We start from the raw sequence: 24,085 nt of genomic DNA on the forward strand, positions 1-24,085 counted from the left end.
CGAGGTGCGCACGATGGCACAACCTTCTCGTGGCGTTACGGCGACAGCGCCGGCTAGCGCCGGTAAAAAAGAATGGCGACCCAAGCTTTCCAAGCATTGGGCTCCCTATGTGTTTGTCGCCCCGTTCATGCTTTTTTTTATAGCCTTCCTTGTGCTGCCTTTGCTCTATGCGCTGCAGCTGAGCGCCTGGCGCGAAACGCTGGTGGGCGGCAATACCTTCGTCGGGCTGGCTAATTACCTGCGTGTGTTCAGCGATACCAAATTCTGGGACGGCCTGGGGCGGACATTGCTGTTTGGCCTCGTGCAGGTTCCGGTCATGCTTGGCCTAGCGCTGGCCTTCGCGCTCGTTATCGATAGCGGTGCGGTCTGGGCCAAGAGCCTTTTTCGCATCGGCTTTTTCATTCCCTATGCCGTGCCCGGCGTCATCGCTGCGCTGATCTGGGGCTATCTCTATGGCCCATCCTACGGGCCCATCTCGCAGCTGTTCCGAGGCATCGGCTTGGCGCCACCCAATTTTCTCGATGCCGCTTTGATGCTGCCGGGGATCGGCAATATCGTGACCTGGGAATTCACCGGCTACAATATGATCATCCTCTATTCTGCCTTGCAGGCCATTCCGTCGGACCTTGAAGAAGCCGCCGCAATCGAGGGCGCCAAGGGCTGGCAGATCGCTTGGCTGATCAAGATCCCGCTCATTGCCCCCGCGCTTCTGCTGACGCTGGTCTTTTCGGTGATCGGCACGCTGCAACTGTTCGGCGAACCGAAGCTGATGCGGCTGATGGCTCCGCAGGCGGTCAGCCCATCCTACACGCCAAACATGTATGCCTATGAGCTGGCCTTCGTGAACCAGGAGTATAACTACTCCGCCGCCACGTCCTTCGTGCTGGGTGCCATCGTCGTGGTGGCATCCTATGCCTGCATGTATGTTGCGAACCGGAGGAGGTAGACATGGCCATGGTGGGTACCGCAACCAACGCACCCCAGATGCGCCGGGTCCGGCTCGTCCTTACTATCGTGCTGACCGTGTTCCTGGTTTATTCGCTGCTGCCGCTCTACTATGTCTTCGTCTCCTCAACCAAGGCGGACGGCACGCTGTTTGCGAGCTTCGGGCTTTGGTTTTCCGGGCGCTTCGCGCTGTGGGACAACCTAGTGCTGACCTTCACTTACGACAACGGTATCTTCGCCCGCTGGCTCTGGAACACGGTGTGGTATTCGGTGGTATCGGCGGTGGGTTCCGCGCTGTTTGCCACCGCCGCTGGCTACGCCTTTGCCAAGTATGATTTCTTCGGGCGGCGGGCATTCTTCGCGCTGATCCTGGGGTCCATCATGGTGCCCTGGACGGCACTCGTGATCCCCACTTTCCTACTGCTGTCCAATATGGGGCTGGTCAACACCCCATGGGCGGTGATCCTCCCGTCGCTGACGACTCCGATCGGGGTCTATTTGATGCGTGTCTATGCCGACAGCGCCGTGCCGGACGAGTTGATCGATGCGGCGCGCATCGAAGGGGCCGGGGAGTTCACCATCCTGACGCACATCGCCTTCCGACTGATGGTGCCCGCCTTTATCACCGTGCTGCTGTTGTCGTTCGTCGGCGCGTGGAACAACTACTTTCTGCCTTTGGTCATGCTGTCCAATGACGAGCTGTTCCCCGCTACTGTAGGCCTTTCCACCTGGTATAGCGCCGCCAATGGCGGCTCAGGTGCCCAGGCGCTGTTTTCCATGGTCCTGACCGGGGCCCTTGTTACCATCCTGCCGATCGCGGTTGCATTTGTCTTCCTGCAACGGTTCTGGCAGGCAGATTTGGGCGCAGGAGGCGTCAAATGACCAAGGATTTCACCCCCACATCTTTCGAGACCATCCTGTACGGCGCCTCGTACTATCACGAATACATGCCTGAGGATCGGCTGGACAAGGACATCACTCTGATGTCGGAGGCCGGGCTCAGCGTCGTGCGCATGGGTGAAAGCACATGGAGCCTGTGGGAGCCAACCGACGGCGCCTTCGAGACTGCTTGGATGGACCGCACGCTTGATGCCATGCACAAAGCTGGCATCAAGGCGGTGATTGGCACGCCTACCTATTCCATCCCCACGTGGATGGCGCGAAAATACCCCGAAATCTTGGCCGTGCGCGCTGATAACAAAAATCCCACCTATGGTATGCGGCAGAACATGGATACCGACCATGCCGCCTACCGGTTCTATTGCCAGCGCATCATTCGACGGCTGATCAGCCACTATGCCGATCATCCTGCGGTCATCGGCTGGCAGATCGATAACGAAACCGCGTCCTATGGCGCGCAGAACCGCGACGTGTTCATCGGTTTCGTCGAATGGCTTAAGGCGCGTTACGGCACGCTTGAGGCGCTAAATAAAGCTTGGCTCACCACCTTTTGGGGGCAAAATATCTCGACTTGGGAGGATGTGCTGCAGCAGGACCGGCCAGCCAGCACAGGCTACCGGCTCGACTGGTTGCGCTGGCAAAAGCAGCGGGTCACCAATTTTCTGCGCTTCCAGGCCGAAATCGTGCGCGAGTATCGCGGACCCGGCCAGTTCATCCTGCAGAATTTCTCGCCGGGCCTGCATCTCGACGTCGACGAGGCGGGCATTGCCGAGCTAGTCGACCATGTGGCGGTTAATCCCTATCACGGCTACCAGGATCACATGACAGGCCATCCCCAAGCGTTGAACGGGGATTTCTATCGCAGCCTCAAGCAGAAGAACTTCCTGGTCACTGAGATCAATGCACAGGCCATCGGCTGGGGCCCGCACCACCAGTATCCGCCTTACGATGGGCAGGCGCGACTGGACGTCTATACCCACATTTCCAACGGCGCCAATATGGTCGCCTACTGGCACTGGCATAGCCTGCATTCTGGCCAGGAGACCTATTGGCGCGGCGTGCTGGGGCATGATCTGGAGCCCAACCGCTTCTATGGCGAAGTCAGCCGCACTGCCCAGGAGCTCAAGCGCATCGGGCCGGCGCTGGTCAACCTCACCAAGCGCAACGATGTAGCCGTTCTCTATAGCGGCGACAGCCAGACAGCGCTCGACATCATGCCGATCACCATGGAGGGCCATGCGCCCGACATGTTGCCCTGGGAAAAGTCCAAGTCCGACTATCAAGGCCTGATCTTCCAGCTACATAAGGCGCTGTTCGATCTCAACGTCGAAGCCGATTTCATCGGCGGAGATACCGAGGACCTGGCACGCTACAAACTGATCGTGCTGCCGGCATTCTATGTCGCCTCGGACGTCCAGCTCGAACGGCTGGCAGCCTATGTGCGCCACGGGGGCCATGTGCTAGCCAGTTTCAAGACTGGCTTCACCAATGAGCATGGCGCCGTACGTGCCACGCGCGCGCCCGGTCCGCTGCGCCAGGCTGCCGGCTTCTCATATCAGGAGTTTTCTAGCCTCGAACACCCTATCGCGCTCAAGGGCGAACTGGCTGGCAACGCCGCTCACTGGGCCGAACTGCTGGTGCTCGAAGGCGCCACAGCTTTGGCCCACTACGACCACAAGTTCTTCAGGCAATGGGCAGCAGTCACTACCAATTCATACGGCAAGGGTCGTTTTACCTATATGGGCAGCTGGCTCGACCTAGCGGCGCAGTCGGCTCTTGTGCGCCGGGTGGTAGGCGAGGCCGGTATTACCATTCTCGATGGCCTGCCGCCCACCGTTCGCATTCGTCGCGCGACCTCAAATGCGGGCAAGCCGCTGATCTTCCTGTTCAACTATGGCGACGACGCTGTCACGCTCCCTGTCGGTGCGGTGACGGGCCGAAACATGCTGACTGAAACGGCGCTCGATTCGAACCAGACGCTGACCATTGGCGGCTGGGATGTTTTGGTCGCGCAAGGCGCATAAGGAACACACCCATGGCCCATGTCACACTGCGCAAAATCGTTAAGAAGTTCGGCTCCATCGAGGTCATCAAGGGCGTGGATCTGGATGTTGAGGATCAGAAGCTGGTAGTTTTCGTCGGCCCGTCAGGCTGCGGAAAATCGACGCTTCTGCGTCTTATCGCCGGGTTGGAAGACATCAGCTCGGGGGAGCTAACCATTGGCGGCGAGCTGGTGAACGAGGTTCCGCCCTCCGATCGCGGCATCTCGATGGTGTTCCAGTCTTATGCGCTGTTCCCGCATATGAATGTCTTCGACAACATGGCTTTCGGCCTGAAGCTCGCTAAAACGCCCAAGTCTGAGATCGACAGCCGGGTAAGAGATGCCGCGCGTATCCTTAAATTAGAAGAATTGTTGGATCGAAAGCCGCGTTCGCTGTCGGGTGGACAACGTCAGCGAGTTGCTATTGGACGCGCTATCGTCAGGCAGCCCAAGGTGTTCCTGTTTGACGAGCCACTGTCTAACCTTGACGCAGCCTTGAGAGTTTCGACCCGGGTCGAGATTGCAAATCTGCATAAGCAGCTCAAGGCAACCATCATCTATGTAACGCATGATCAGGTGGAGGCCATGACGCTGGCCGATCAGATCGTTGTCCTTAATGAAGGGCGCGTGGAGCAGGTCGGCTCGCCACTCGAGCTCTACCATTATCCGAACAACCAGTTTGTGGCAGGCTTCATCGGGTCCCCGAAGATGAATTTCCTGCCAGTAATTGCCGATTACGAAGGTGGCATGCGCTTGCCGGATGGCAGACACATAACGCTGCCTAGGTTCGATGTTGCTGGCCACGGGGAGGATAGCTTGGTGCTGGGAATCCGCCCTGAGCACTCGGGGTTTACCCCTGACGCAAAGGGCGAAGCAATGGTGCGTCTGGTGGAACGACTTGGCGGAGAGACGATGGTATATGCGGAATATTTTGGCGCGGATTTTGTTATCAAGTTAACCGAAGACCGGGCCGTCGCAATCGGTGACAGGATTCTGCCGCTGTTTGAAGCGGACAAGTGCCATATTTTCGACTCAAGAGGTCTAGCAATCCGCCCCCTCGCCGAGTCGTAGAATTCAGCTGCTTTTGGCAGTTGGCTGAATTCGACAGGCCCCCAACCTGCCACTTTGTTGACGGCAAGGTGCAGGAACCGACGTGAATGATGGTCTGACAAATTCGGTCAAACGTTCAAAGGTCGCGTCGACGAGCTGTCCTTCGCTTTTGCGATGATAGCCTTACCGGTGAGAGGATCGCTTGAAATAGTCTTGTCCTGGCAATTTTTAGAAGCGCCTCGATTTGATTGATAACTAGTGTCACCCGAACTGACGCAGACACATAGCGAAGTTGAAGGGCCGCTATGGTTCGGGGGCAGGCTTTTTAAGCCCGCTCCGATTAAAAAGGGTGGTCACTCTTAGATCGGGCGGTAATCGTCAAATATTAGCCCAGTATTCGTCGCCCAGAGCGGCGCCCAGAGACTGGCCGATGCTGAGTAAACTGTCGAGTATTTTCTGCTGTATCTCTGGCGGCGTTGTTGCCATGAAGCTGAATGCAAAGCCGATAGCTTCTCCACCCGCAGGCCGAATTGCAGCGGCGAAAGCTTCCACACCACGGTTTGCCATATCGTGCAGCTGCACCCAGCGGCGATCTCGGCCCTGTTGTAGTTCAGAGATGAAATCAGCTCGGCTCATGTCGTAGTAAGGCGCTTCGCTGTGTAGATGGCGGGGCACTAGCGCGTCCAGTTCGTGATCTGTCAGCCTGGACAGCAAGGCCTTTCCAACTGCGACGGTATAGGCGGGAACGACCGAACCTTCGGCCACGACAAACCTAACAGGGCTGATGCCCTCCCGCATCCTCAGGATGATCGTATCTAGGCCTTTGTTCACAGCCATATAGCCACTCGCTGGTAACGAAGCGACCGCCGCTTTGATCAAGGCATCAACCCGATCTATCGGTAGTGATCCAAACTTGTAGAGCGATCCAATCCGCAGAAGCTCCGAGCCTGGACGGTACCGGCGGGCATCTGTCCGCTCGAGATACTGAGCGCGCTCCAATTCAGCCATAAGTCTAGAAACCGTGCTTTTGGGCAGGCCGAGTTGTTCGGCAAGCTGTGTTACCCCCAGTTCCGGGACGTTACGACTGAATGAAGACAAAATTGCTATAGCGCTTAATAGGGATGACATGTTCCATATATAGCAACTGGTATCTGTATATGCAACATATATTTACAAACGGGCGAACTTGCTGATAGCGTCATTTGCGAGGGTGCCGCGCTTTAAGAGCACCCCGCGACCTGAGGGAAGAGATCCATGACCGAATTCAAACTCAATCGGCGCCAGTTCGCTCTCATGAGCGGAGCAAGCGTAGCGACCAGCATCTTTATGCCGGCAATCGCACGTGCACAGGCGCCTAAAGCCATCCGCTTGGCTCACCACCTGCAGCTGGAATCGGAACAGCACATTGCTGCCGAAGCATTTGCGACAAAGGTGAACGACTATTCCGACGGTGCGCTCGAAGTCACTGTTCTACCCGCTGGTCAAATGGGCGGGCAGCGCGAAATCGTAGAATCGATCTCGCTTGGCCTGCTTGAAATGGGCTACGGCGAATCCGGCATTTATTCGAGCTATGTGTCGCAGTTCGGCATTCTAGCACTGCCCTACATGTATAAGGATTTTGATCAGTGGCAACGCGTCGTAGACGGCCCTGTGGGGCAGGACCTCGCCGCCAAGCTGCAGGCTGCGGGCAATATCAAGATAGTCAATACGTTAATGGCCGGCTATCGCAGCACCTTCTTACGAACCAGGCCCATTAAAACTCCAGAAGACTTCGATGGGGTGAAAATCCGGCTCCCCGAGGCGCCCGCATTCGTCAAGACTTTCGCCGCCCTCGGCGCATCGCCCACACCGATTCCGGCGCCGGAAATGTATTCGGCATTACAGACAGGTGTTGTCGATGCGATGGAGGGTTCGCTTGAGACCGGCTTTACCTACAAGATTTATGAAGTCTGCAAGTATCTTTCGCTGACACGTCACATCCTCAACGATGGGTCCTTCATCATCAACAACGATTTCCTGAACGGCCTTACGGTTGAGGAGCAGGACGCCATCAGCCGTGCTGGCGCCGATGTAGCCCTCGAACAGAGAGCCAGTCATTTCGACCGCACTGCAACTTGGCTTAAGCGCTTGGGCGAAGAAGGCGGCATCACCATTAATGAGCCCAATTTGGTCCCATTCCAGCAGAAACTTGCGGCGTTGCAGGAAGAGTTCGCTGCCGAAGCGGGTGCGACCGAGCTACTCGCACAGATCCGCGCAGCGTAGTGGACACACAGGACCGGCCTGTACCAGGCCGGTCAGCTTTGGACCATGAACATGACAATCCTCCGAAATCTCGCCAGCCTCTTGGTAGCCGTATGTAAACTCGGAATGGTGCTGGCTTTTGTCATCATGATGGGGTTGACGCTGTTTCAAGTCATCAATCGCTACGCGATTGGTCTGCCGATTTTCTGGACCGAGGAATTAATCGTGTTCCTTTTGGTTTGGTCGGCAATGTTGGGTCTGCCGGTACAATTGTGGGAGCACCAAGACATTGTCGTCGATTTCCTGAACTTGCCCAACGCTATGCTCGATAGAGTCAAGCAAGTCGCAGGCACGCTTTCGTCAGTCGCGTTCTGCGCAGTTCTAGCGTGGAGTGGGTGGGAGTTTGCGACGCGTGGTTGGGCCGTCATTTCGCCAACCCTTGGACTGCCGCGGTTCTGGTTCTTTCTTCCCATCTCACTTTCCGCAGCTATTTCCGTATTGGTCTTGGTCCTGCGTGAACGCGGCCCAAGCGCCGGAGGATTTGATTGATGACCTGGACCCTCGTTATCGCACTGATCGTGTTCATCGCGCTGGGTATGCCTATTGCTTTTTCGATGGGGCTAGCCGCGGTGACGGCACTAATCGTTGGAGGCGGCGTACCATTGCTAGTACTGCCTCAGAAAATGTATTCCTCGCTCGATAGCTTTCCGTTGTTGGCGATTCCGCTGTTTATTCTTGCCGGAGCGCTGATGAACATCAGCGGTATCACGGAGAAACTCGTAGTCCTTTCGCGCTCACTCGTCGGCCACATGCGTGGCGGTCTTGGGCAGGTAACTGTTTTGACTAGCGTGCTTTTTGCCACGATTTCCGGTTCGGCATCTGCATCTGCCGCTGCAGTAGGGTCCATGATGATCCCGCAGATGGAGAAGGATGGCTACCGCAAAGAAGATGCAGCGGTCATTACGGCAGCCTCATCCATCCTCGGGCCCGTTCTGCCGCCAAGCGTAGTTATGGTGATCTACGGGTCAATGACGGGACTATCGATTGGTACGCTCTTCATGGCCGGTATCGGGCCAGGCCTTTTGATTGCACTGACGTTGATGGTCGGTGTGTGGATCATCGGTCGCCGTGATGAAATCCGTATATACGGCCGTGCAACCCTAAGCGAGGCATTCAATGCGTTAATTAGCGCCATCCCGGCTCTGGCTATGCCTGCGATCATTGTCGGGGGTATCGTGTCGGGCGTTTTCACCACAACCGAAGCAGGCGTGATCGCAGTTGCCTATGCTGCGCTCTATGCACTCATTATCAAGCGTACGCCGTTCAGGCAGATTGCAGCTAACGTGACGTCTGCAGCGACGGTATCGTCCAGTATCCTTGTGATATTGGGCGGTGCGGCGCTGTTCGGCTGGATCATCGCACGCGAGGGCATTCCGCTGGTTATTGCGGGCTGGCTCCAGTCGGTCACTGGAGACGCCATGGTAGCCATGTCTCTCATTCTTGCTGTGCTGCTTTTGGTGGGTATTTTCATTGAGCCGATCCCGGCCCTGATCATGCTTGTACCTGTTCTGCAACCCATTGCCGACGCCTATGGCTTCGACCCCTACCACTTTGCCATGGTTGTGACGTTCGGTCTGTTGCTGGGCTCACTTACCCCACCTGTTGCCGTTTTGGTACTCATTACCTGCAAGATCGCGGGCGTCCAGCCAAGCAAGGCAAATGGCCCGCTCTTTCCGATGTTCGGCGTTCTGGTCGCGATTTTGTTCGTGATTGCCTATGTGCCGTTTGTTTCCCTGATTTTTCCGAAGCTATTCGGCAACTAGTATCCGAGACTTTGATATGTCTAAAATAACAGAAGTCGACGTCATACCTTTCACGTTCGAAGTTGATGACCTTTCTCTGGGCGGTGGCCGCGCCATGGGCGTCAGCAATGTCGTCTACGAGAGGGGCGCAAAGCTCAAGGTGATGCGGTATGCCGTTGCTTTGCGTACCGACGATGGAGCGCAGGGAAAGTACGTCACGCACTGGGTGGGAACCCAGTCTGCACTCGGTCAGACGTTGATGCTCGCTCCAAATCTGCTGGGACGAGATCCTGAGCATCGGGAAGCCATCTATGACGATTTAAAGCGCGAAGCGCGAGCTTATGACCATATGGGGCATGGCCCGCTCGATATTGCGATATGGGATCTGTACGGTCGCATGAAGTCGACCTCAGTGACCAGCTTGCTGGGCGGCTTCCGTGACCGGCTACCGACCTATGCCAGCACCCACCATGGCCAAGAACTGCCTGGGGGCCTGGATTCCATCGACGCGTATGTAAATTTTGCTCTCGATTGCAAACATCGCGGCATGCCCGCTATAAAAGTTCACGGTTGGCATGATGGCAACAAGCGCCGCGAGGCCAAGTTGATAATCGCCATCCGCGATGCAATCGGTTCTGACATGGAGTTGATGGTTGATCCTGCCTGCGAGCTGCGCACATATGCGGATGCTCTGTACGTAGGCCGTGCTTGCGACGAGGCAGAATGTCTTTGGTACGAAGACCCCTATCGCGACTCTAGCGTCTCGGTAATCGGGCAGAAAATGCTGCGCGAGAACCTTAAAACACCACTGCTGACTTCAGAGCATATTCGCGGTTTGGAACAGAAGGCGGCGTTTGCTTTGGCTGGCGGTTGCGACATGATCCATACCGACCCTGAATATGACTTGGGAATCACGGGCACCATGAAGATCGCCCATTTCGGGGAGGCGATAGGCATGGATGTGCAGGTGCATGCTTGCGGTCCAGCGCATCGCGCCTGTGTGGCGGCCATGCGCAATACCCATTTCTATGAACTAGCCTTGGTCGGTCCTCGGATGCCTAACCTGATTCCGCCTGTTTACCAGTGCGGCTACAGTGACCAGATAGATGGTGTGGCAGGCGATGGTACCATTCTAGTGCCCAGCGGTCCTGGATTGGGCGTTGAGTACGACTGGGACTTCATCGAAGCTAACAAGATCGCTGCACATCGTTTCAGGCTGTAGCCTCAATTTCAGCACGGTCAACTTCGAGTATCATCACATGAATACCATCGATTTGAACAACCAAATTGCGGTCATTACTGGTGGCGCGCAGGGCATCGGCCTCGCTGTTGCCAAGCGTCTTGTGGCCTCTGGTGCAAGGGTAAGCCTTTGGGATATCGACACGGCGGTTTTGGCAAGGGCAAAGCAGGAACTGGGTGATGCCGCCTCCACCTGCCCGGTTAACATCACATCATACCAAGATGTAGAAGCAGCTGTCGCTGAGACCGAAAACGTCCACGGGCGCATCGATATCCTCGTCCACTCAGCCGGCATCGCAGGCAAGAATGCACCGTTGGACGAGTACGAGCTTGAAGAGTGGCGCCGCGTCATAGACATCGACCTGACGGGTGCATTTTACGTTAACCGCGCAGTTCTCAAAGGCATGAAAGTCCGGAAGTACGGCCGCATCGTGAACATTGCATCTGTAGCCGGCAAGGAGGGCAATCCTAACGCGTCGGCCTATGCAGCTGCAAAAGCTGGATTGATTGGAATGACCAAGGCGGTCGGCAAAGAGTGTGCGAGTTTAGATATTGCGATCAATTGTATTACTCCAGCGACTGCGAAAACACGGATTTTGGACGAACTGAAGCCGGATTTCATTCAATACATGCTAAGCCGTATTCCACGCGGCCGTTTTCTTGAGGTCGATGAGGCTGCGGCTATGGTTGCTTGGCTCGTCTCTAAGGAAAACAGCTTCACGACCGCCTCGGTCTTCGATCTGTCCGGCGGCAGGACGACTTACTGACCAGCGATCCCCAAACCCGTTCTCACCTAAGATGCCGCGCTGAATACGCACGTCATGATCTAATCAGGGTCATAGTCCTCTGCTTTTGTCTCGATGCACTGACTAGAAGGAAATAACGATGAAATTGCTTCGCGTTGGCGCTAAGGGCGCAGAAAAACCCGCAATCTTGGCTGATGATAGTTCGATCCGCGATCTCTCCGGAATAGTAAGTGACATCGGCGGGGAGGCGCTGACGCCAAGAGGGCTAGATAGAATTCGCGCCGTCGACACTAGTACTCTGCCAATGCTTGATCGCAGCGAGCGCACAGGCGCCTGTGTTGGTAATGTTGGCAAGTTCATCTGCATAGGTCTCAACTATGCCGACCATGCTGCAGAGAGCAATTTGCCGGTGCCCACCGAGCCTGTCATCTTCATGAAAGCTACCAGCGCGATCATCGGCCCGAACGACGACGTTATAATTCCGAAGAACGCCATCAAGCCCGATTGGGAAGTCGAACTTGGCATCGTCATCGGTATGGAGGCACGTTACGTGGAAGAGTGTGACGCGTTTGACCATGTCGCTGGATACTGCGTGGTGAACGATGTTTCCGAGCGACATTTCCAGACCGAACGAGGCGGCACTTGGGATAAAGGTAAAGGCAGTGACACCTTTGGCCCAATAGGGCCTTGGCTAGTAACGCGGGATGAGATCGCAGATCCTCAAGACTTGTCAATGTGGCTGGAGGTGGACGGTCACCGCTATCAAAACGGCTCAACCCGAACGATGATTTTTGGCATCCAGACCATCGTCAGCTATGTCAGCCAGTTTATGAGTCTTCAACCTGGTGACATCATTTCGACGGGCACACCGCCCGGTGTCGGTATGGGGCTGAAGCCAGGGCCTAAATGGCTTCAGCCAGGCAATGTGATGCGCTTAAGCGTCGAGGGATTGGGCGAACAAAGACAGTTGGTGAAAAGCTACCAAGGTTAGAATTAGTCAGCTCGCATGCTGATAATTGTGCCACTGCTTTCTTAAATGGGCGAATGGCGGCTTATGATACCTTCATTTCTGCCAGCGGATGTAATGCCTTCCCACTTGGTTCCAACAAAGTGGAGGCCGGGTCGCTATTTGCCCAACCCGGACCCGGCGGAGATGGGGCCGAGAGCGGTCTGTCCGCTCCCGGCGCTGCGCTGGTGAAAAGTAGCCATTCGGCGTACATGCCCGCCGGGGTCAATTTGGGCCGGTAGCGGATGGTCAGCTCCGGCCCACGCTGTTTGTAGACATCGAAGCGTGAGCCTTACACCGGGTGTCCTGTCTCAGGCGTCCTCTTGAGTGTTGCTCCGTTCCGCTTGACGTTGCCCGCAACAGCGAGCCCAAGTCCTAGACACTGGTGCAGTTGCTGCGAATCTGTCTGCCCTGTCACTATGAATCGTAGATCTCATAGCTGCTGTTTTGGGTAAGACGCGACGATGATGAAATTCACTGGTTCCGTAAGTTTGCGACCCGTTCGCCTGGGCTTTCTCGTGGCTGGCGATGACCCTTCTGAAGTGAGCCGGGCGGCTCGACTTTCATCTTGTGTTTGGGGCGGTAGGTATAATCCCATCATTCCATTTTGCGACTCTATGGGAGGTCGATGGCATTCCCCCCACTCCTCGGTCGATGGGCTGGATATCACCAGAGGCTATGTAGACTTTTTCGAGCCGGACGTGCTGGTCGAAGCCAAGTCTGGGATGGCAGAGGCACTAGGCTGGAAAGGTGGTGAGCGCTATTGGCGCCTGCCTCGGATATTGCCGATTGATGAGTTCTACGAAGTCGATCGGCGTGGTTTTGTGGGGTTCGCTGCCGGCATCGATATCCAGGAGGTGATGGCCTCCCTTTATCAATCCGAATACCAGTATCAGCGGCGACACAAGCAAACCTTTGCAAATATTGCCCCTGTCGCCGGGGACGCCTATTTCGATGTTGTTTGCGGCCGTTACCCCTCTGACGAGCCGCTGTCCCCAGTCCATGCCACCTACAGGGATGTATTCGACCCGGAGGAACTGGCGGCTACGCCCGAGACCGCCCTTCGACATTTCGAGGATCCGCTGGGTGGGCCATTGTGGATCTCGGGTCACGACCTGGATGAGAGTCTGGGGCGCGGCTTGCGTGACGACACCTGGTTCGTTTTCGATTCCACCGATGCCGGGGATTCACTGGATTACTGGAACTTCCGGCTGGTCGAAAGCCGGGTCACTCCTGTCAATGTGAGCTGGATCGAACATTATGCCGCCGCCATGCGAGAGAGGATCATAGCGGTACATCGCCCCATCCCCGGGAATGCCTTTGGCACCAAATTTCGTTCAACGATCTGTTTTGCCGCGTCGATAGACGAGAAAACCGTGGAGCAGATCTGTAAGCAATATCTGTCTGATCTGCCAGAGCATTCGTTTCACGTCTCCACACCAGCCAGGCTGCGTCGGCCCTTGCCCGGAAACCGTCACTGGGGCGAAAGCAAAATCGTGGTTTCTGCCGCCGCCGCGCACTTTGACGAGGAGCTTATCAGTGGGAAAAGCGTCCGCATCCCTTCTCCGGCACCTTCGTTTCTCAACCGCACTGGCCGGCATGTGAAAGCTCAGTGGATCAATGTTGTGTCTGCGGCACGCTCCTATGCAGCGGAAACGCCGGCGACGGCATATCCTTCCAATCTCTGGTCACCTGGCTATCCTCGCCTGGGGATGGGTGGTCAGGGGCGCATCGGACGCGAAGGCTGGATCCTCCACCAGGAGTATGACATCGGTTATTCCATTCTCGACCTGCAAACGGGTCGCGAAGCGATCGTTGATTGGCTCAAAACCCAGGACATTCTCGCCGAGCCCTCCGAAGAAGGTCAGATCGCCGCGCAGGTTATCAGGGCCGCCGGGGGGCTGAATGCGTCTGGTATGTTTACCGATCGGGAAACTGTGGAGCTGTTGGGGGAGATGGCCGAGGGGCACGCCGCCCTGAGCAGGAATGGTCGGTCGGTGGTGGCGTCAACTCCCGCCAAATCGAAACATATCAATCAGATTCAGCAGCACTTTGCAGCCCGCGAAAAACGCTCATTCGGCTACTGGAACGAGCTGAAATATTTTCTAGAACGCGGCGTGTTCAAGGCTGGCCTCAACGTTCAATGTCCCACTTGTGGCAACAGCAATTGGCTGGACCTGGATTCCATCAGCCATCGCCCCACCTGCACGCGCTGTCTCAATTCGTTTGATTTCTCACAGGCACCAGAGCACCTTCAAAAGCTCAAGTGGTACTATCGTGTGGTCGGTCCATTCGCGGCACCAGACTATGCTAGAGGCGGCTATTCTGTTGCGCTGACGCTGCGCGTCCTTTTCGGGGAGCATGACACGGAGACAACCTGGTCCACGGGATTGAAGCTCAGTCCGCTCAATTGTGAGGTCGATTTCATCGGCTGGCATCGATCAAATCGCATGGGAAATGGGGAACGCGACGAGCCGCTTCTTGTGTTTGGTGAAGCAAAGAGCTTTGGGCGGAACGCCATCGATGACGACGCCATAGTAGCCCTCAAAGCCGTTGGGGATCGCTTCCCAGGAGCCACTATGGTGGTTTCCGTGCTAAGAAAAGGCAGTGAGCTTAGCCTCGCCGAGGTCGGCCGCCTTCGTAAACTGGCGGCGTGGGGCCGCAGATCGACTTACCTGGGCCAACCGATCAATCCGCTGATTGTGCTTACAGGCACCGAGCTGTTCACCGACCATGGCATCTCCTTGGCATGGAAGGAGGAAGATGGCTTCGAAGCGCCCGCATACCAAGACTTCAACGACCTTCACTCACTGGCAGAACTGACGCAGGAGCGCTATCTGGGGCTTCCACCTCACTGGTTTGAACCCGCAGACCGACACGCGCCACCCGCAATGACGTCGATCATAGACATCCTGAAGAAGCGCGGCACAATCCCATGGCTGCGTGACGGATAGGGCCATGCAGGGAGGGAGCGTAGGGGCGAAGTGCATCTCCGCGCCGGTCGATGCTAGTCGCATTCCTGGAAAAGCATCTGAAAGTCGAAATCGATACTCGTGGGATGTTCACCATCACGGCGAATGACCGGCGGTATCGCGAGTTCGTTGGCAAGGCCAGGCGCCAGACTGGGTGCATCTGGCTGACGCTGCTGCTGCCGCTCGGCAATGCCTCACCTTACGCTTGGGACAGAATTGCGTCAGGCTGCTGACCGCAGTTGGTGCACCTTAGTGCCGCGCTGCTGCGATCAGAATGCTGCGCTTTATGTACAGCCCTCGCTGACCTCATCGTTCGCCGGCCGGGATCTCCATGTCCGTTTTCGGGAGGGGGCGAAGGCTCGCATAACGTCAGGAATGGGGCGCGGTGCGGTCTGGTGCCGGAGCTAGAACCGATGACATCACGATGAGGGCATGGCATACAAAAGCGCTTAATTCACCAGGGGGAAGATGATGACGACTGCCAACGAGATCGCCGACAAGCTTGCTGAAGAACACAATCTTACGAAGGCCCAGGGCAAGGCCCTTGTCGAAGGAGTTCTAAAAGCCATCACCGAGGCGGCAGTCGCCGGTGATGAAATTTCATTGCCTGGCTTTGGAAAGTTTAAAGTCAAAGAGACGCCCGCGCGAGATGGTCGCAATCCTTCTACAGGGGCCACTATCAAGATCGCGGCATCTAAAAAACTGGCCTTTACGCCCGCTAAAGCGCTCAAAGATAGTCTCAACAACTAGGCGGTCATCTCCCAGGGAGCCGCCGTTCTGTAATTTCGGCGCCTTTGTTGGCTTGGGTAAGGGCGGCGGGTGACTACGGTGGTCCGCCGCCCTCGTTGCCTTTGGAGGCGCCCGGATCTTACCGCTGACCTCCTTAAACAGGAACGGCATTTCGCCGCCGTAGTCGCGCTCCATGAAAAGCATCTAGAAGCTCCGGCGGAACTCCTCACAAGCCAAAGGCAAACTTACCGCTGGCATCCAATTCCGGCGTTTGGCCTTTGAATTTCAAACGACCGCTTTTGGGAAGTTGCGATAACGGCCCGCACGCCCTTAATGGGGCGCTAAGCGGCGAAAAGGTGTTTCCATCATTGCTGGTTGCAATGCGCGTCAGACTGCCAGCAGATATGATCCACGCTGACGGCGGAAGTCGGAGGGTGACTGTCCGGTAACCTTGCGAAAAGCCTGGCTGAAGGTGCTGAGCGAGCCGAAGCCGCTAGCGAGGGCAACGTCCAGGATATTGGCGTCATCTTCCAAGAGTAGCGATTGGGCATAGCTGAGGCGCATCAGCGTTAGGTACTCGTTGAGCGTCATCCCAGTCGACTTTTTGAAGACGCTCATGGCGTATTTGGGATGGATATCGAGCGAGGAGGCGATTTCGGCCGAGCCGATGTCATCGCGAAAATTCTCGGTCACATAAGCGCAGATTTCGAGAATGTTGCGGAAGGCGCTGGCGTCGAGCGGCTCGCTTGAGGTTTCAGTTTCCTCGCCGCCATCGATGACCCGGTGCGGCTCGAAATTGAGGCGATTGATCCGCATTAGTAATTCTTCGATCGCATAAGTCCGACGGGCCGGTTCGTCGCCATTCATATAGTCTGTCAGCCGGCGGAACAGTTCGCGGTCTGATGCGCCATCAGTGCTCGATACAACGCAGCCACCGCGCGTCAGGCGCTGCATCAGGTCAGCGGAGAGCCGCAGTCGAAAGAAATGTACCAGCGGCAGGTGGATAGCGGCGAGTTCAGTCCCGGGTTGGAGCTCGATCGCCTGGTGGGGCTGGCCGCCCCAAAAGATGCAGAGGTCGCCAGCCTGCAGATCAACTGCATAATGGCTCATGCGGTAGGACATGCCGCCTGAATAGATGAAATTGATTTCTACCTGCGCATGCCAGTGCGGCACGGCCATGATGCAGGTGTCGTTGACGCGCGCCAGCAGCTTATCTGGAAAGATATCCAACTCGTGATCGAGCTGGTTCAGAATTTTTCCGCGCGTCTTACCATTCCACATTTTGCTTTGCCCATCCCACGAGACGACGATCCAACGCTTCGTTTAGCGTATGGTGAGCCTGAACAGAGCGCAAACAAAAACCGGATCGGTCCAAGGGCACAAGCCCAGGCCAAAGGGAGACTGCGCCGGAGGGCACTTGTTGATCGCTGAACAATTGAGGCTGCCGCACCGCGGCTGGCCGCGGAGGAACACATCTATGTCTTTGCTGAAGCGCGCTCGCGCCTCTCACCTGCTTCTTGCTGCCAGCATGGCGTCCGTGCTGATGGCTGCCCCCGTTCTGTCGCAGGACAAGGTCGAACTGACCTATTGGAACTGGGCGCCTCACATCGATGAAGTCATCGCCATCTGGAATGAGCAGAACCCCGATATTCACGTGACGGTAAGCCGCGCGGCTGCTGCCGGCGAAATCGTGCAGAAGCTTTCCGCCGCACACACTGCCGGCAATCCGCCCGATGTGACCAATGTCACCTATGGCGATCTCCCGGCCCTGATCGTCAATGGCCTCGTTACCGATCTCACGCCCGAAATGGTGCCGCTGCAGGAAAAGATCACGCCCGTCGCCTGGAACCTCGTTACCTTCGACGGCACCACCTGGGCCACCCCGCAGGGCACCTCGCCCATGTTCTTCTTCTATCGCAAGGACCTTCTGGAAGAGCTCGGCATCGCCGTGCCCAAGACCTGGGAAGAGTTCGCCGAGGCCGCCAAGGCCGTGCGTGCCGCTGACGACAGCAAGTATCTCACCCAGTTTTCCTCGGGCGATCCCGGCACCTTCGCGGCCCTGACCCATCAGGTTGGCGCCAAGTGGTGGACGCTTGAAGGCGACCAGTGGACCGTCGACATCAACAGCGAAGCGGCCAAGGGCGTGGCGAATTACTGGCAGGAGCTGGTTGCCAGCGACTCCGTTGCCACCATGCAGGCCTTCAGCCCCGAATGGGGTGCAGCCATCGCCGATGGTAGCCTGCTTGGCATCATCAGTGCCGTCTGGGCGCCGCCGCTGATCCAGAACCTGGCTCCCGATACCGTGGGCGATTGGGGCGTCGTGCCGCTGCCGCGCTGGAGCGAAGGCGTTGGCGCAGAGTATGCCGGTGGTGTCACCGGAGGCAGCGCCACTGCTGTTTCCTCGCTCACCAAGCATCCCGAGGAAGCCAAGAAGTTCGCCATCTGGATCACCAATAACGAAGAGGCTCTCGCCGCCTATGTTCGCCTGATGAACATCTGGCCGGCCCGCCTCGAAGCCCGCAACCTGCCGCAGTTGCAGCAGGCGCCGGCCTTCATTCCCGATGCGACGAATTTTTACCAGATGGCCGCCGAGATCGACGCCGAAACGCCGGCAATCTCATGGGGCCCGAACACCAGCACTGCCTTTGACGCCTACAAGAACGCCATGGGCGAGGCTGTACAGAACAAGGCCGGGTTCGCCGATGTGCTCGACGTGGTCCAGAAGGCCGCCTTCGATGACATGAAGAACCAGGGCTACACTGTCGCCGAAGGCAACTAGGCCGTGCGGACACTTGGCCATAGCGGTCTGCGAATGACGGTTTTCTGCGCTTCCGGTGCTCACGTACTCAAACGTACGCTGCGCTCCGGGTCTCGAAAACCATCATTTTCGCCACCCTCTGGCTCAACCGTCCAAATAGCCTAGCCCCCAAATCCCTCCCGGGTAGGGCGGGGCTCAGGCCCCGCCCAAACTTGTCAGCCGGATCTATGCAATGACCTCATCGAGGAAAACTGCCAAGCGACCGTTTCGAGCGGTTCATCCCTTGGCGCCCTGGCTCTTCGTTGGCCCCGCAGTGCTGCTGTCGCTGGCCATGATCGTCGCGCCATTCGTCTATTCGATCTACCAGAGCCTGCGCGGCGTAAAGGTTGCCGGTGGCGGCCTCGGGCGGCGCGAGGAAGTGTTTGTCGGCTTCGGCAATTATGTCAGCGCCATCTTCAACGCCGAGCTGTGGGCCGGCTTTGGTCGCATGCTCTATCTCGGCATCATCACCGTGCCGCTGACCCTTGGCCTGGCGCTGCTTTTCGCCCTCTTGCTCGATACGCCCCGACTGCGTCTGGCGCAGTTTTCGCGCATCGCCATTTTCGTGCCCTATGCGGTGCCCGGCGTTATCGCCTCGCTGATGTGGGGCTTCATGTATCTGCCCGGCGTCAGCCCGTTCCGCGAGCTCGCGGGCAATCTGGGCCTGCCCCTGCCGGACTTCTTCACCCGCGACAGCGTCTTCTGGTCGATCGCCAATATCAATGTGTGGGGCGGCGTGGGCTTCAATATGGTCATTCTCTATACGGCCCTGCGTGGCATCAGCGGCGAGCTCTATGATGCGGCCCGCATCGATGGCTGCACCGAGTGGCAGATCGCCCGCGACATCAAACTGCCTTTGCTGGTGCCGGCTCTGGTGCTGACCGGGCTCTTTTCGCTCATCGGCACCATCCAGACGTTCTCCGAACCGACGACGCTGGCTCCGCTCACCGATGCCCTATCTTCCACCTGGGTGCCGATGATGCTGGTCTATCGCGATACGTTTGTGGGGCAGAACGTCTATGGCGGCGCGGCTTCGGCCATGCTGGTCGCCCTTATCACCATCGTCTCGTCGGTGGCCCTCTTCTGGGTTACCCGAAGGCGCAGCGAGGGGAAGGCGATATGACCATGGATATCGCGACCGCCCGCCGCCGGGCCCATAGTCACCACCAGCGCGTCGCCTGGGTGCCGACGCTGATCCTCCTTATCGGCGCGCTCTATTGTCTGTTGCCGCTCTATTGGCTCGTGGCAGCGACCAGCAAGTATCATGGCGAGCTGTTCTCTCTGCCGTCCTTCGCCCTGGCGTTCAATGGCGGGTTCATCGACAACATCGTCGCCCTCTCCAATTATCGGGGCGGTCGCTACTGGCTCTGGACCTTCAACTCGCTGCTCTTTGCAGCGGGCGGCGCCTCGCTCTCGACCATCGTTTCGGCCGCGGCCGGCTATGGCCTTGCCAAGTACAATTTTGCCGGCAAGAACGTGGTCTTCGCCTTCCTTCTTGGCGCGGTGCTGATCCCCGGCGTGGTGCTGGCGGTGCCGCAATATCTTCTGATGAGCAAGATCGGTCTCGCCGGGACCTATTGGGCGGTGCTGATCCCATCAGTGCTTTCGCCGCTCGGCATTTATCTCTGCCGCATCTATGCCGATGCGGTGGTGCATAACGAACTGCTCGAAGCCGGTCGTGTCGATGGTGCCAGCGAAGTGCGCATCTTCTTTTCCATCGGCCTGCCGCCGATGATCCCCGGCCTCATCACCGTGTTCCTGCTGCAGTTCATCGGCATCTGGAACAACTTCCTACTGCCCTTCATCATGCTCTCGGACGAGAAGCTCTTCCCGCTGACGGTGGGGCTCTACACCATGCTCAATGCCGGCACCGAGCAGCCGGGCATGTACACCCTGATCATCACCGGGGCCTTCCTTTCCATCCTTCCCCTCGTCGCCCTTTTCCTGGTGCTCCAGCGCTATTGGCGGCTCGACCTCATCTCCGGCTCCGTCAAGGGCTGACTTCAAAGGAACTTCTGCCATGTCTCAAGACATCATTCCCAATGGTTGCTGGCCCGTCATGCTCACCCCGTTCAAGGACGACCGGTCCTTTGACTGGGATGGCGTCGATGCCCTTGTCGACTACTATGCCAAGGCTCAGGTCGGCGGCATTTTCACGGTTTGCCTTTCGAGCGAAATCTACCAGATGAGCCCCGAGGAACGCGTGACGCTGGCGGAGCGCGTGGTCAAGCGCGCGGCTGGCCGCGTGCCGGTGATCGCTTCGGCCGTTGCCGGGTCTGCGCCTCAAGAACAGGCCGATGCGGTCAAGGCCATTGCCGATACCGGCGTCAGCGCCGTGGTGCTGCTGCCGTGCCTCATTGCGGGTGAGGGCGAAAGCGACGCGGTCTGGCGCAGCCGGGTCGAGCAGATTCTGGCCAAGACCGGCGATATTCCCCTCGGCTTTTATGAATGCCCGCGTCCCTATAAGCGCGGCGTTTCGCCCGCTGACCTTGCCTGGGCGGCGGATAGCGGCCGCGTGCTCTTCCACAAGGATACCTGCCACAATCTCGATCTGATGAAGCAGAAACTTGCCGCGACCAAGGGCAAGGGGCTGAAATTCTTCAACACCCAGATGGGCACCCTGATCGACACGCTTGAAGCCGGCGGACACGGCTTTTCGAGCTATGCCGCCAATCTCTATCCAGAACTGGTGCAGTGGGTGTCGCTCAACTACGCGAAAGACCGCGCTACCGCGATCAAGGTGCAGCAGATCCTTGCCATTGCCGAGCACTCCATCAATTCGAAATATCCCGCCTCGGCAAAGTACTTCGTCAGCCAGAACGCCGGCGTCGATATCGCCACCACCTGCCGCTCCATTTATGACAGCCTCGGCCGCCACGACCAGTTGCCGCTTCTGGCACTGATCGATTATGTCAAAAGCCTCGACCTGCCGGTCGATGTGGTGACCATGGGGCCGCCCGCTTCGAGGGCCGCATAATGGCGTCGGTCACGCTCAAGGGTATCAAGAAGAGTTTTGGGGCCGTGCCCATCATCCACGGCCTCGATCTCGATATCGCTGACGGCGCCTTTGTGGCGCTGGTCGGGCCGTCGGGCTGCGGCAAGTCCACACTGTTGCGCATGATCGCGGGTCTCGAGGAGCTGAGCGACGGGGAAATCCTGTTTGGGGGTGAGCCCGTCGATCACCTGAGCCCGCGCGACCGCAATATCGCGATGGTGTTCCAGTCCTATGCGCTCTATCCGCATATGACCGTGGCGCAGAACATGGCCTTCAACCTCAAGATCGCCGGCCTTCCAGCGGCTGAGCGCGACAGGCGCGTCGCCGATGCGGCAAAGCTGCTTGAACTCGGGGACCTTCTGCAGCGTCGTCCGGCGCAGCTTTCGGGCGGCCAGCGCCAGCGCGTCGCCATGGGGCGTGCGGTGGTGCGCGACCCCGCGGTGTTCCTTTTCGACGAACCGCTCTCCAATCTCGACGCCAAGCTGCGCGTGCAGATGCGCACCGAGATCAAGGGCCTCCATGCCAAGATCCGCCGCACCTCGATCTATGTGACGCATGACCAGGTGGAGGCCATGACGCTCGCCGACACAGTCGTGGTTCTCAACAAGGGCAATATCGAGCAGGCTGGCGAACCGATGGACCTCTACCGCCGTCCGGCCAATCTCTTCGTGGCCGGTTTCATCGGCTCACCTGCCATGAATTTTCTGTCTGCCGAGATTATTGCGGCCGATCGCCCGACCGCACGGCTGCAAACCGGCGAAACGCTCGTGCTCGACCCCGCCACAAAAGTGTCGGCCGGCGATCGGGTCACGATCGGGCTGCGGCCTGAAAACTTCGTGCCCGGCAATGGCACCAATGCGCTGGCTGGCACCATAAAGCTTGTCGAGCGAACCGGGGCCCAGACCCATCTCGTCGTCGCCATGGCGGGGCAAGACCTCACCGTCATCGTCGATGGCTCGCTCGATGTGGTGCCCAACATGGCTTTGCCTGCTTCGGTTGCGCCAAACCTCATCCATGCCTTTGATCTAAACACTGGCGCGCGCCGCTAGGCCCGACCCAAAATTTCTGGACTTATCATGACTTATCGCGCTGCCCCCGGTCGCTACGAGACCATGCAATACCGCCATGCCGGCCGGTCCGGCCTGAAGCTGCCCGTTATCAGTCTTGGCCTCTGGCAGAATTTCGGCGGCGCGCGGGATTATCCCTCGGCGTTTGAGATGCTCGGCGCCGCGTTCGACGCGGGCATTACCCACTTCGACCTCGCCAACAATTACGGTCCGCCTCCCGGCTCGGCCGAGGAACTGTTCGGCCAGGTCATGGCGCGCGATTTCAAGCCCTATCGCGACGAGCTGATCATCTCGTCCAAGGCGGGCTACCAGATGTGGGAGGGCCCCTATGGCGAATGGGGGAGCCGGAAGAACCTCATTGCCTCGGCCGATCAATCGCTGAAGCGCCTTGGCCTCGACTATGTCGATGTCTTTTATTCGCACCGCTTCGATCCCAAGACGCCGCTCGAGGAAACCATGGGGGCGCTGGCAACGCTCGTTGCCCAGGGCAAGACGCTCTATGTGGGCATCTCCAATTATCCCGAAGCCGAGACGCGGCAGGCTCACGCCATCCTCAACTCGCTCGGCGTGCCGTGCATCCTGCACCAGCCGAGCTATTCGATCCTCAACCGCTGGATCGAGGACGACAAGACGGTGGACGCTTGTGGCGAACTCGGCATCGGCATGATTGCTTTCTCGCCTTTGGCACAGGGCGTGCTCTCGGGCAAATACAATACCGGGGACACGGACGGGGCTCGCGGCACCAGCAATAATCCGTTCCTCAAGGCTGATCGGATCAAGCCCGAAACGCTCGATGCCGTCGGTAAGCTCGCTGCCATCGCCAAGGCGCGTGGCCAGACCCTGCCGCAACTGGCTCTCGCCTGGGTGCTGCGCCGGCCCGAACTGACCTCGGCGCTGATCGGAATCCGCACCCCGGCTCAGCTGCAGGACAATCTCGGCGCGCTCAGCAATCTCGACTTCGCGTCGGAGGAAATCGCCGCCATCGACGCGGCCACTGTCAACGGCTCGATGCCGGGCCATCCGCGCTGGTGGTAGATTTAGCGAAGGCTGCTGGAGTAAGCGCCCCATTTCGTGCTCAGTTATCTGCATCGAACGTCACAGATGGACAGTCAGGTGGGCCAGTATCGGCGATCACTCGAGTCCAGCGACATGTCCGCTTTCGGGTGGTCTACACAACCGGCGTAAAGACCGAAATGGCGCGCACGGCAGAATGGCAGTTTTCGACTCCCCTATGCGGCCCTAGGTGCAAAGAGCTACGGCTCCGAAAGCGGACCTTGTTATGGTGCCGTTTGCCGGACAAGGCCATGTTCTGGAGCACGAGGAAGCAAAACTTGTGCGCCGGAACCAAATCGACACCTTCTATTCGGCTCCCAAGGCGCATACAGCCTTGGGACTAGGTCGCCACGATTGGGTGGCATTTACGGGCAGCTACTTCCCATCTGTGGACGCCCCTTAAGACGCAAGCGGTTTTTTGAAGGTTAGTTCGTAGTCGGATGCTGCCATCTGTCCGGCCTCTGATGCAGCACCAGAGGCTGCGGGCCCGTATGGGAGTTCG

At 58.0% G+C, this 24,085-nt stretch carries 21 protein-coding genes; 19 read left to right on the forward strand and 2 right to left on the reverse strand.

Translation table 11 applies throughout. The features are described 5' to 3' along the window. The first annotated feature begins 13 nt into the window (after nucleotides 1-13). The 4 genes from DevBK_RS20740 to DevBK_RS20755 are packed head-to-tail and all read left to right on the forward strand — an operon-like array spanning nucleotide 14 to nucleotide 4,957. Nucleotides 14-946 carry a sugar ABC transporter permease gene (locus DevBK_RS20740; RefSeq protein ID WP_317186901.1) on the forward strand — a complete coding sequence of 311 codons (933 nt, stop codon included), beginning with the start codon at nucleotides 14-16 and terminating at the stop codon, nucleotides 944-946. A gap of 2 nt (nucleotides 947-948) precedes the next feature. Next, entirely contained in the window at nucleotides 949-1,827 is an 879-nt protein-coding gene (locus DevBK_RS20745; RefSeq protein WP_317186902.1) for a carbohydrate ABC transporter permease, read from the forward strand. Further along, nucleotides 1,824-3,869 (forward strand): beta-galactosidase, encoded by a 2,046-nt coding sequence (locus DevBK_RS20750; RefSeq protein ID WP_317186903.1) that lies wholly within the window; start codon nucleotides 1,824-1,826, stop codon nucleotides 3,867-3,869. The genes DevBK_RS20745 and DevBK_RS20750 overlap by 4 nt, the downstream gene beginning before the upstream one ends. A gap of 11 nt (nucleotides 3,870-3,880) precedes the next feature. After that, nucleotides 3,881-4,957 (forward strand): sn-glycerol-3-phosphate ABC transporter ATP-binding protein UgpC, encoded by a 1,077-nt coding sequence (locus DevBK_RS20755; RefSeq protein WP_317186904.1) that lies wholly within the window; start codon nucleotides 3,881-3,883, stop codon nucleotides 4,955-4,957. 357 nt (nucleotides 4,958-5,314) lie between these two features. Here DevBK_RS20755 and DevBK_RS20760 read toward each other — a convergent pair whose 3' ends face one another. Then, the gene (locus DevBK_RS20760) at nucleotides 5,315-6,064 is read right to left on the reverse strand and encodes an IclR family transcriptional regulator (RefSeq protein ID WP_317186905.1); all 750 of its coding nucleotides are present in this window, start codon (nucleotides 6,062-6,064) and stop codon (nucleotides 5,315-5,317) included. A gap of 126 nt (nucleotides 6,065-6,190) precedes the next feature. Here DevBK_RS20760 and DevBK_RS20765 point away from each other — a divergent pair, with 126 nt between their 5' ends. The 9 genes from DevBK_RS20765 to DevBK_RS20805 all read left to right on the forward strand — a co-directional run bounded on the left by DevBK_RS20765 (nucleotide 6,191) and on the right by DevBK_RS20805 (nucleotide 15,692). Next, nucleotides 6,191-7,198 (forward strand): TRAP transporter substrate-binding protein, encoded by a 1,008-nt coding sequence (locus DevBK_RS20765; protein ID WP_317186906.1) that lies wholly within the window; start codon nucleotides 6,191-6,193, stop codon nucleotides 7,196-7,198. A 51-nt stretch (nucleotides 7,199-7,249) separates the two neighbouring features. Continuing rightward, nucleotides 7,250-7,726 (forward strand): TRAP transporter small permease, encoded by a 477-nt coding sequence (locus DevBK_RS20770; RefSeq protein ID WP_317186907.1) that lies wholly within the window; start codon nucleotides 7,250-7,252, stop codon nucleotides 7,724-7,726. Then, nucleotides 7,726-9,000 (forward strand): TRAP transporter large permease, encoded by a 1,275-nt coding sequence (locus DevBK_RS20775; protein WP_317186908.1) that lies wholly within the window; start codon nucleotides 7,726-7,728, stop codon nucleotides 8,998-9,000. The genes DevBK_RS20770 and DevBK_RS20775 overlap by 1 nt, the downstream gene beginning before the upstream one ends. A 16-nt stretch (nucleotides 9,001-9,016) precedes the next feature. Next, on the forward strand, nucleotides 9,017-10,201 hold the full coding sequence (locus tag DevBK_RS20780) for an enolase C-terminal domain-like protein (RefSeq protein ID WP_317186909.1): 1,185 nt from the start codon (nucleotides 9,017-9,019) through the stop codon (nucleotides 10,199-10,201). Nucleotides 10,202-10,238: 37 nt separating this feature from the next. Then, nucleotides 10,239-10,985, forward strand: a complete 747-nt coding sequence (locus tag DevBK_RS20785; RefSeq protein ID WP_317186910.1) for an SDR family NAD(P)-dependent oxidoreductase — start codon at nucleotides 10,239-10,241, stop codon at nucleotides 10,983-10,985. A gap of 118 nt (nucleotides 10,986-11,103) precedes the next feature. Then, on the forward strand, nucleotides 11,104-11,955 hold the full coding sequence (locus DevBK_RS20790) for a fumarylacetoacetate hydrolase family protein (RefSeq protein WP_317186911.1): 852 nt from the start codon (nucleotides 11,104-11,106) through the stop codon (nucleotides 11,953-11,955). A gap of 716 nt (nucleotides 11,956-12,671) precedes the next feature. Next, nucleotides 12,672-14,924, forward strand: coding sequence for a hypothetical protein (locus DevBK_RS20795; RefSeq protein WP_317186912.1), 2,253 nt, complete (start codon nucleotides 12,672-12,674; stop codon nucleotides 14,922-14,924). Nucleotides 14,925-14,974: 50 nt separating this feature from the next. Continuing rightward, complete coding sequence (locus tag DevBK_RS20800; RefSeq protein WP_317186913.1) at nucleotides 14,975-15,175, forward strand: hypothetical protein; 201 nt, start codon at nucleotides 14,975-14,977, stop codon at nucleotides 15,173-15,175. 238 nt (nucleotides 15,176-15,413) lie between these two features. Beyond that, complete coding sequence (locus tag DevBK_RS20805) at nucleotides 15,414-15,692, forward strand: HU family DNA-binding protein (protein ID WP_317186914.1); 279 nt, start codon at nucleotides 15,414-15,416, stop codon at nucleotides 15,690-15,692. A gap of 366 nt (nucleotides 15,693-16,058) precedes the next feature. Here the strand turns inward: DevBK_RS20805 and DevBK_RS20810 are convergent, their stop codons facing one another. Then, a complete protein-coding gene (locus tag DevBK_RS20810; RefSeq protein WP_317186915.1) occupies nucleotides 16,059-16,952 on the reverse strand; it encodes a helix-turn-helix domain-containing protein in 894 nt (297 codons plus the stop codon). Between the two features lie 196 nt (nucleotides 16,953-17,148). On the opposite strand from DevBK_RS20810, the gene DevBK_RS20815 reads away from it, so the two are divergent. From DevBK_RS20815 to DevBK_RS20840, 6 genes are all read left to right on the forward strand, one after another. Beyond that, a complete protein-coding gene (locus DevBK_RS20815; RefSeq protein WP_317186916.1) occupies nucleotides 17,149-18,450 on the forward strand; it encodes an ABC transporter substrate-binding protein in 1,302 nt (433 codons plus the stop codon). A 262-nt stretch (nucleotides 18,451-18,712) separates the two neighbouring features. Next, nucleotides 18,713-19,591: a carbohydrate ABC transporter permease gene (locus DevBK_RS20820; protein ID WP_317186917.1), complete on the forward strand. Its 879-nt coding sequence runs from the start codon at nucleotides 18,713-18,715 to the stop codon at nucleotides 19,589-19,591. Continuing rightward, nucleotides 19,588-20,469 (forward strand): carbohydrate ABC transporter permease, encoded by an 882-nt coding sequence (locus DevBK_RS20825; RefSeq protein WP_317186918.1) that lies wholly within the window; start codon nucleotides 19,588-19,590, stop codon nucleotides 20,467-20,469. The genes DevBK_RS20820 and DevBK_RS20825 overlap by 4 nt, the downstream gene beginning before the upstream one ends. Before the next feature lie 19 nt (nucleotides 20,470-20,488). Beyond that, nucleotides 20,489-21,445, forward strand: a complete 957-nt coding sequence (locus tag DevBK_RS20830; RefSeq protein WP_317186919.1) for a dihydrodipicolinate synthase family protein — start codon at nucleotides 20,489-20,491, stop codon at nucleotides 21,443-21,445. Further along, the gene (locus tag DevBK_RS20835; RefSeq protein ID WP_317186920.1) at nucleotides 21,445-22,512 is read left to right on the forward strand and encodes a sn-glycerol-3-phosphate ABC transporter ATP-binding protein UgpC; all 1,068 of its coding nucleotides are present in this window, start codon (nucleotides 21,445-21,447) and stop codon (nucleotides 22,510-22,512) included. The genes DevBK_RS20830 and DevBK_RS20835 overlap by 1 nt, the downstream gene beginning before the upstream one ends. Nucleotides 22,513-22,539: 27 nt before the next feature. Next, nucleotides 22,540-23,565: an aldo/keto reductase gene (locus tag DevBK_RS20840; protein ID WP_317186921.1), complete on the forward strand. Its 1,026-nt coding sequence runs from the start codon at nucleotides 22,540-22,542 to the stop codon at nucleotides 23,563-23,565. Nucleotides 23,566-24,085 lie beyond the last annotated feature (520 nt).

The organism is Devosia sp. BK (genome assembly GCF_032907385.1).
Lineage (GTDB): Bacteria > Pseudomonadota > Alphaproteobacteria > Rhizobiales > Devosiaceae > Devosia.

Excerpts from the sequence above, each read along its gene's own strand:
- DevBK_RS20785 (WP_317186910.1), top strand. The coding sequence starts at position 10,239 with ATGAATACCATCGATTTGAACAACCAAATTGCGGTCATTACTGGTGGC.
- DevBK_RS20840 (WP_317186921.1), top strand. The coding sequence starts at position 22,540 with ATGACTTATCGCGCTGCCCCCGGTCGCTACGAGACCATGCAATACCGC.
- DevBK_RS20790 (WP_317186911.1), top strand. The coding sequence starts at position 11,104 with ATGAAATTGCTTCGCGTTGGCGCTAAGGGCGCAGAAAAACCCGCAATC.
- DevBK_RS20755 (WP_317186904.1), top strand. The coding sequence starts at position 3,881 with ATGGCCCATGTCACACTGCGCAAAATCGTTAAGAAGTTCGGCTCCATC.
- DevBK_RS20740 (WP_317186901.1), top strand. The coding sequence starts at position 14 with ATGGCACAACCTTCTCGTGGCGTTACGGCGACAGCGCCGGCTAGCGCC.
- DevBK_RS20770 (WP_317186907.1), top strand. The coding sequence starts at position 7,250 with ATGACAATCCTCCGAAATCTCGCCAGCCTCTTGGTAGCCGTATGTAAA.
- DevBK_RS20825 (WP_317186918.1), top strand. The coding sequence starts at position 19,588 with ATGACCATGGATATCGCGACCGCCCGCCGCCGGGCCCATAGTCACCAC.
- DevBK_RS20780 (WP_317186909.1), top strand. The coding sequence starts at position 9,017 with ATGTCTAAAATAACAGAAGTCGACGTCATACCTTTCACGTTCGAAGTT.
- DevBK_RS20835 (WP_317186920.1), top strand. The coding sequence starts at position 21,445 with ATGGCGTCGGTCACGCTCAAGGGTATCAAGAAGAGTTTTGGGGCCGTG.
- DevBK_RS20765 (WP_317186906.1), top strand. The coding sequence starts at position 6,191 with ATGACCGAATTCAAACTCAATCGGCGCCAGTTCGCTCTCATGAGCGGA.
- DevBK_RS20815 (WP_317186916.1), top strand. The coding sequence starts at position 17,149 with ATGTCTTTGCTGAAGCGCGCTCGCGCCTCTCACCTGCTTCTTGCTGCC.
- DevBK_RS20805 (WP_317186914.1), top strand. The coding sequence starts at position 15,414 with ATGACGACTGCCAACGAGATCGCCGACAAGCTTGCTGAAGAACACAAT.
- DevBK_RS20800 (WP_317186913.1), top strand. The coding sequence starts at position 14,975 with ATGCTAGTCGCATTCCTGGAAAAGCATCTGAAAGTCGAAATCGATACT.
- DevBK_RS20760 (WP_317186905.1), bottom strand. The coding sequence starts at position 6,064 with ATGTCATCCCTATTAAGCGCTATAGCAATTTTGTCTTCATTCAGTCGT.
- DevBK_RS20775 (WP_317186908.1), top strand. The coding sequence starts at position 7,726 with ATGACCTGGACCCTCGTTATCGCACTGATCGTGTTCATCGCGCTGGGT.
- DevBK_RS20750 (WP_317186903.1), top strand. The coding sequence starts at position 1,824 with ATGACCAAGGATTTCACCCCCACATCTTTCGAGACCATCCTGTACGGC.
- DevBK_RS20830 (WP_317186919.1), top strand. The coding sequence starts at position 20,489 with ATGTCTCAAGACATCATTCCCAATGGTTGCTGGCCCGTCATGCTCACC.
- DevBK_RS20745 (WP_317186902.1), top strand. The coding sequence starts at position 949 with ATGGCCATGGTGGGTACCGCAACCAACGCACCCCAGATGCGCCGGGTC.
- DevBK_RS20810 (WP_317186915.1), bottom strand. The coding sequence starts at position 16,952 with ATGTGGAATGGTAAGACGCGCGGAAAAATTCTGAACCAGCTCGATCAC.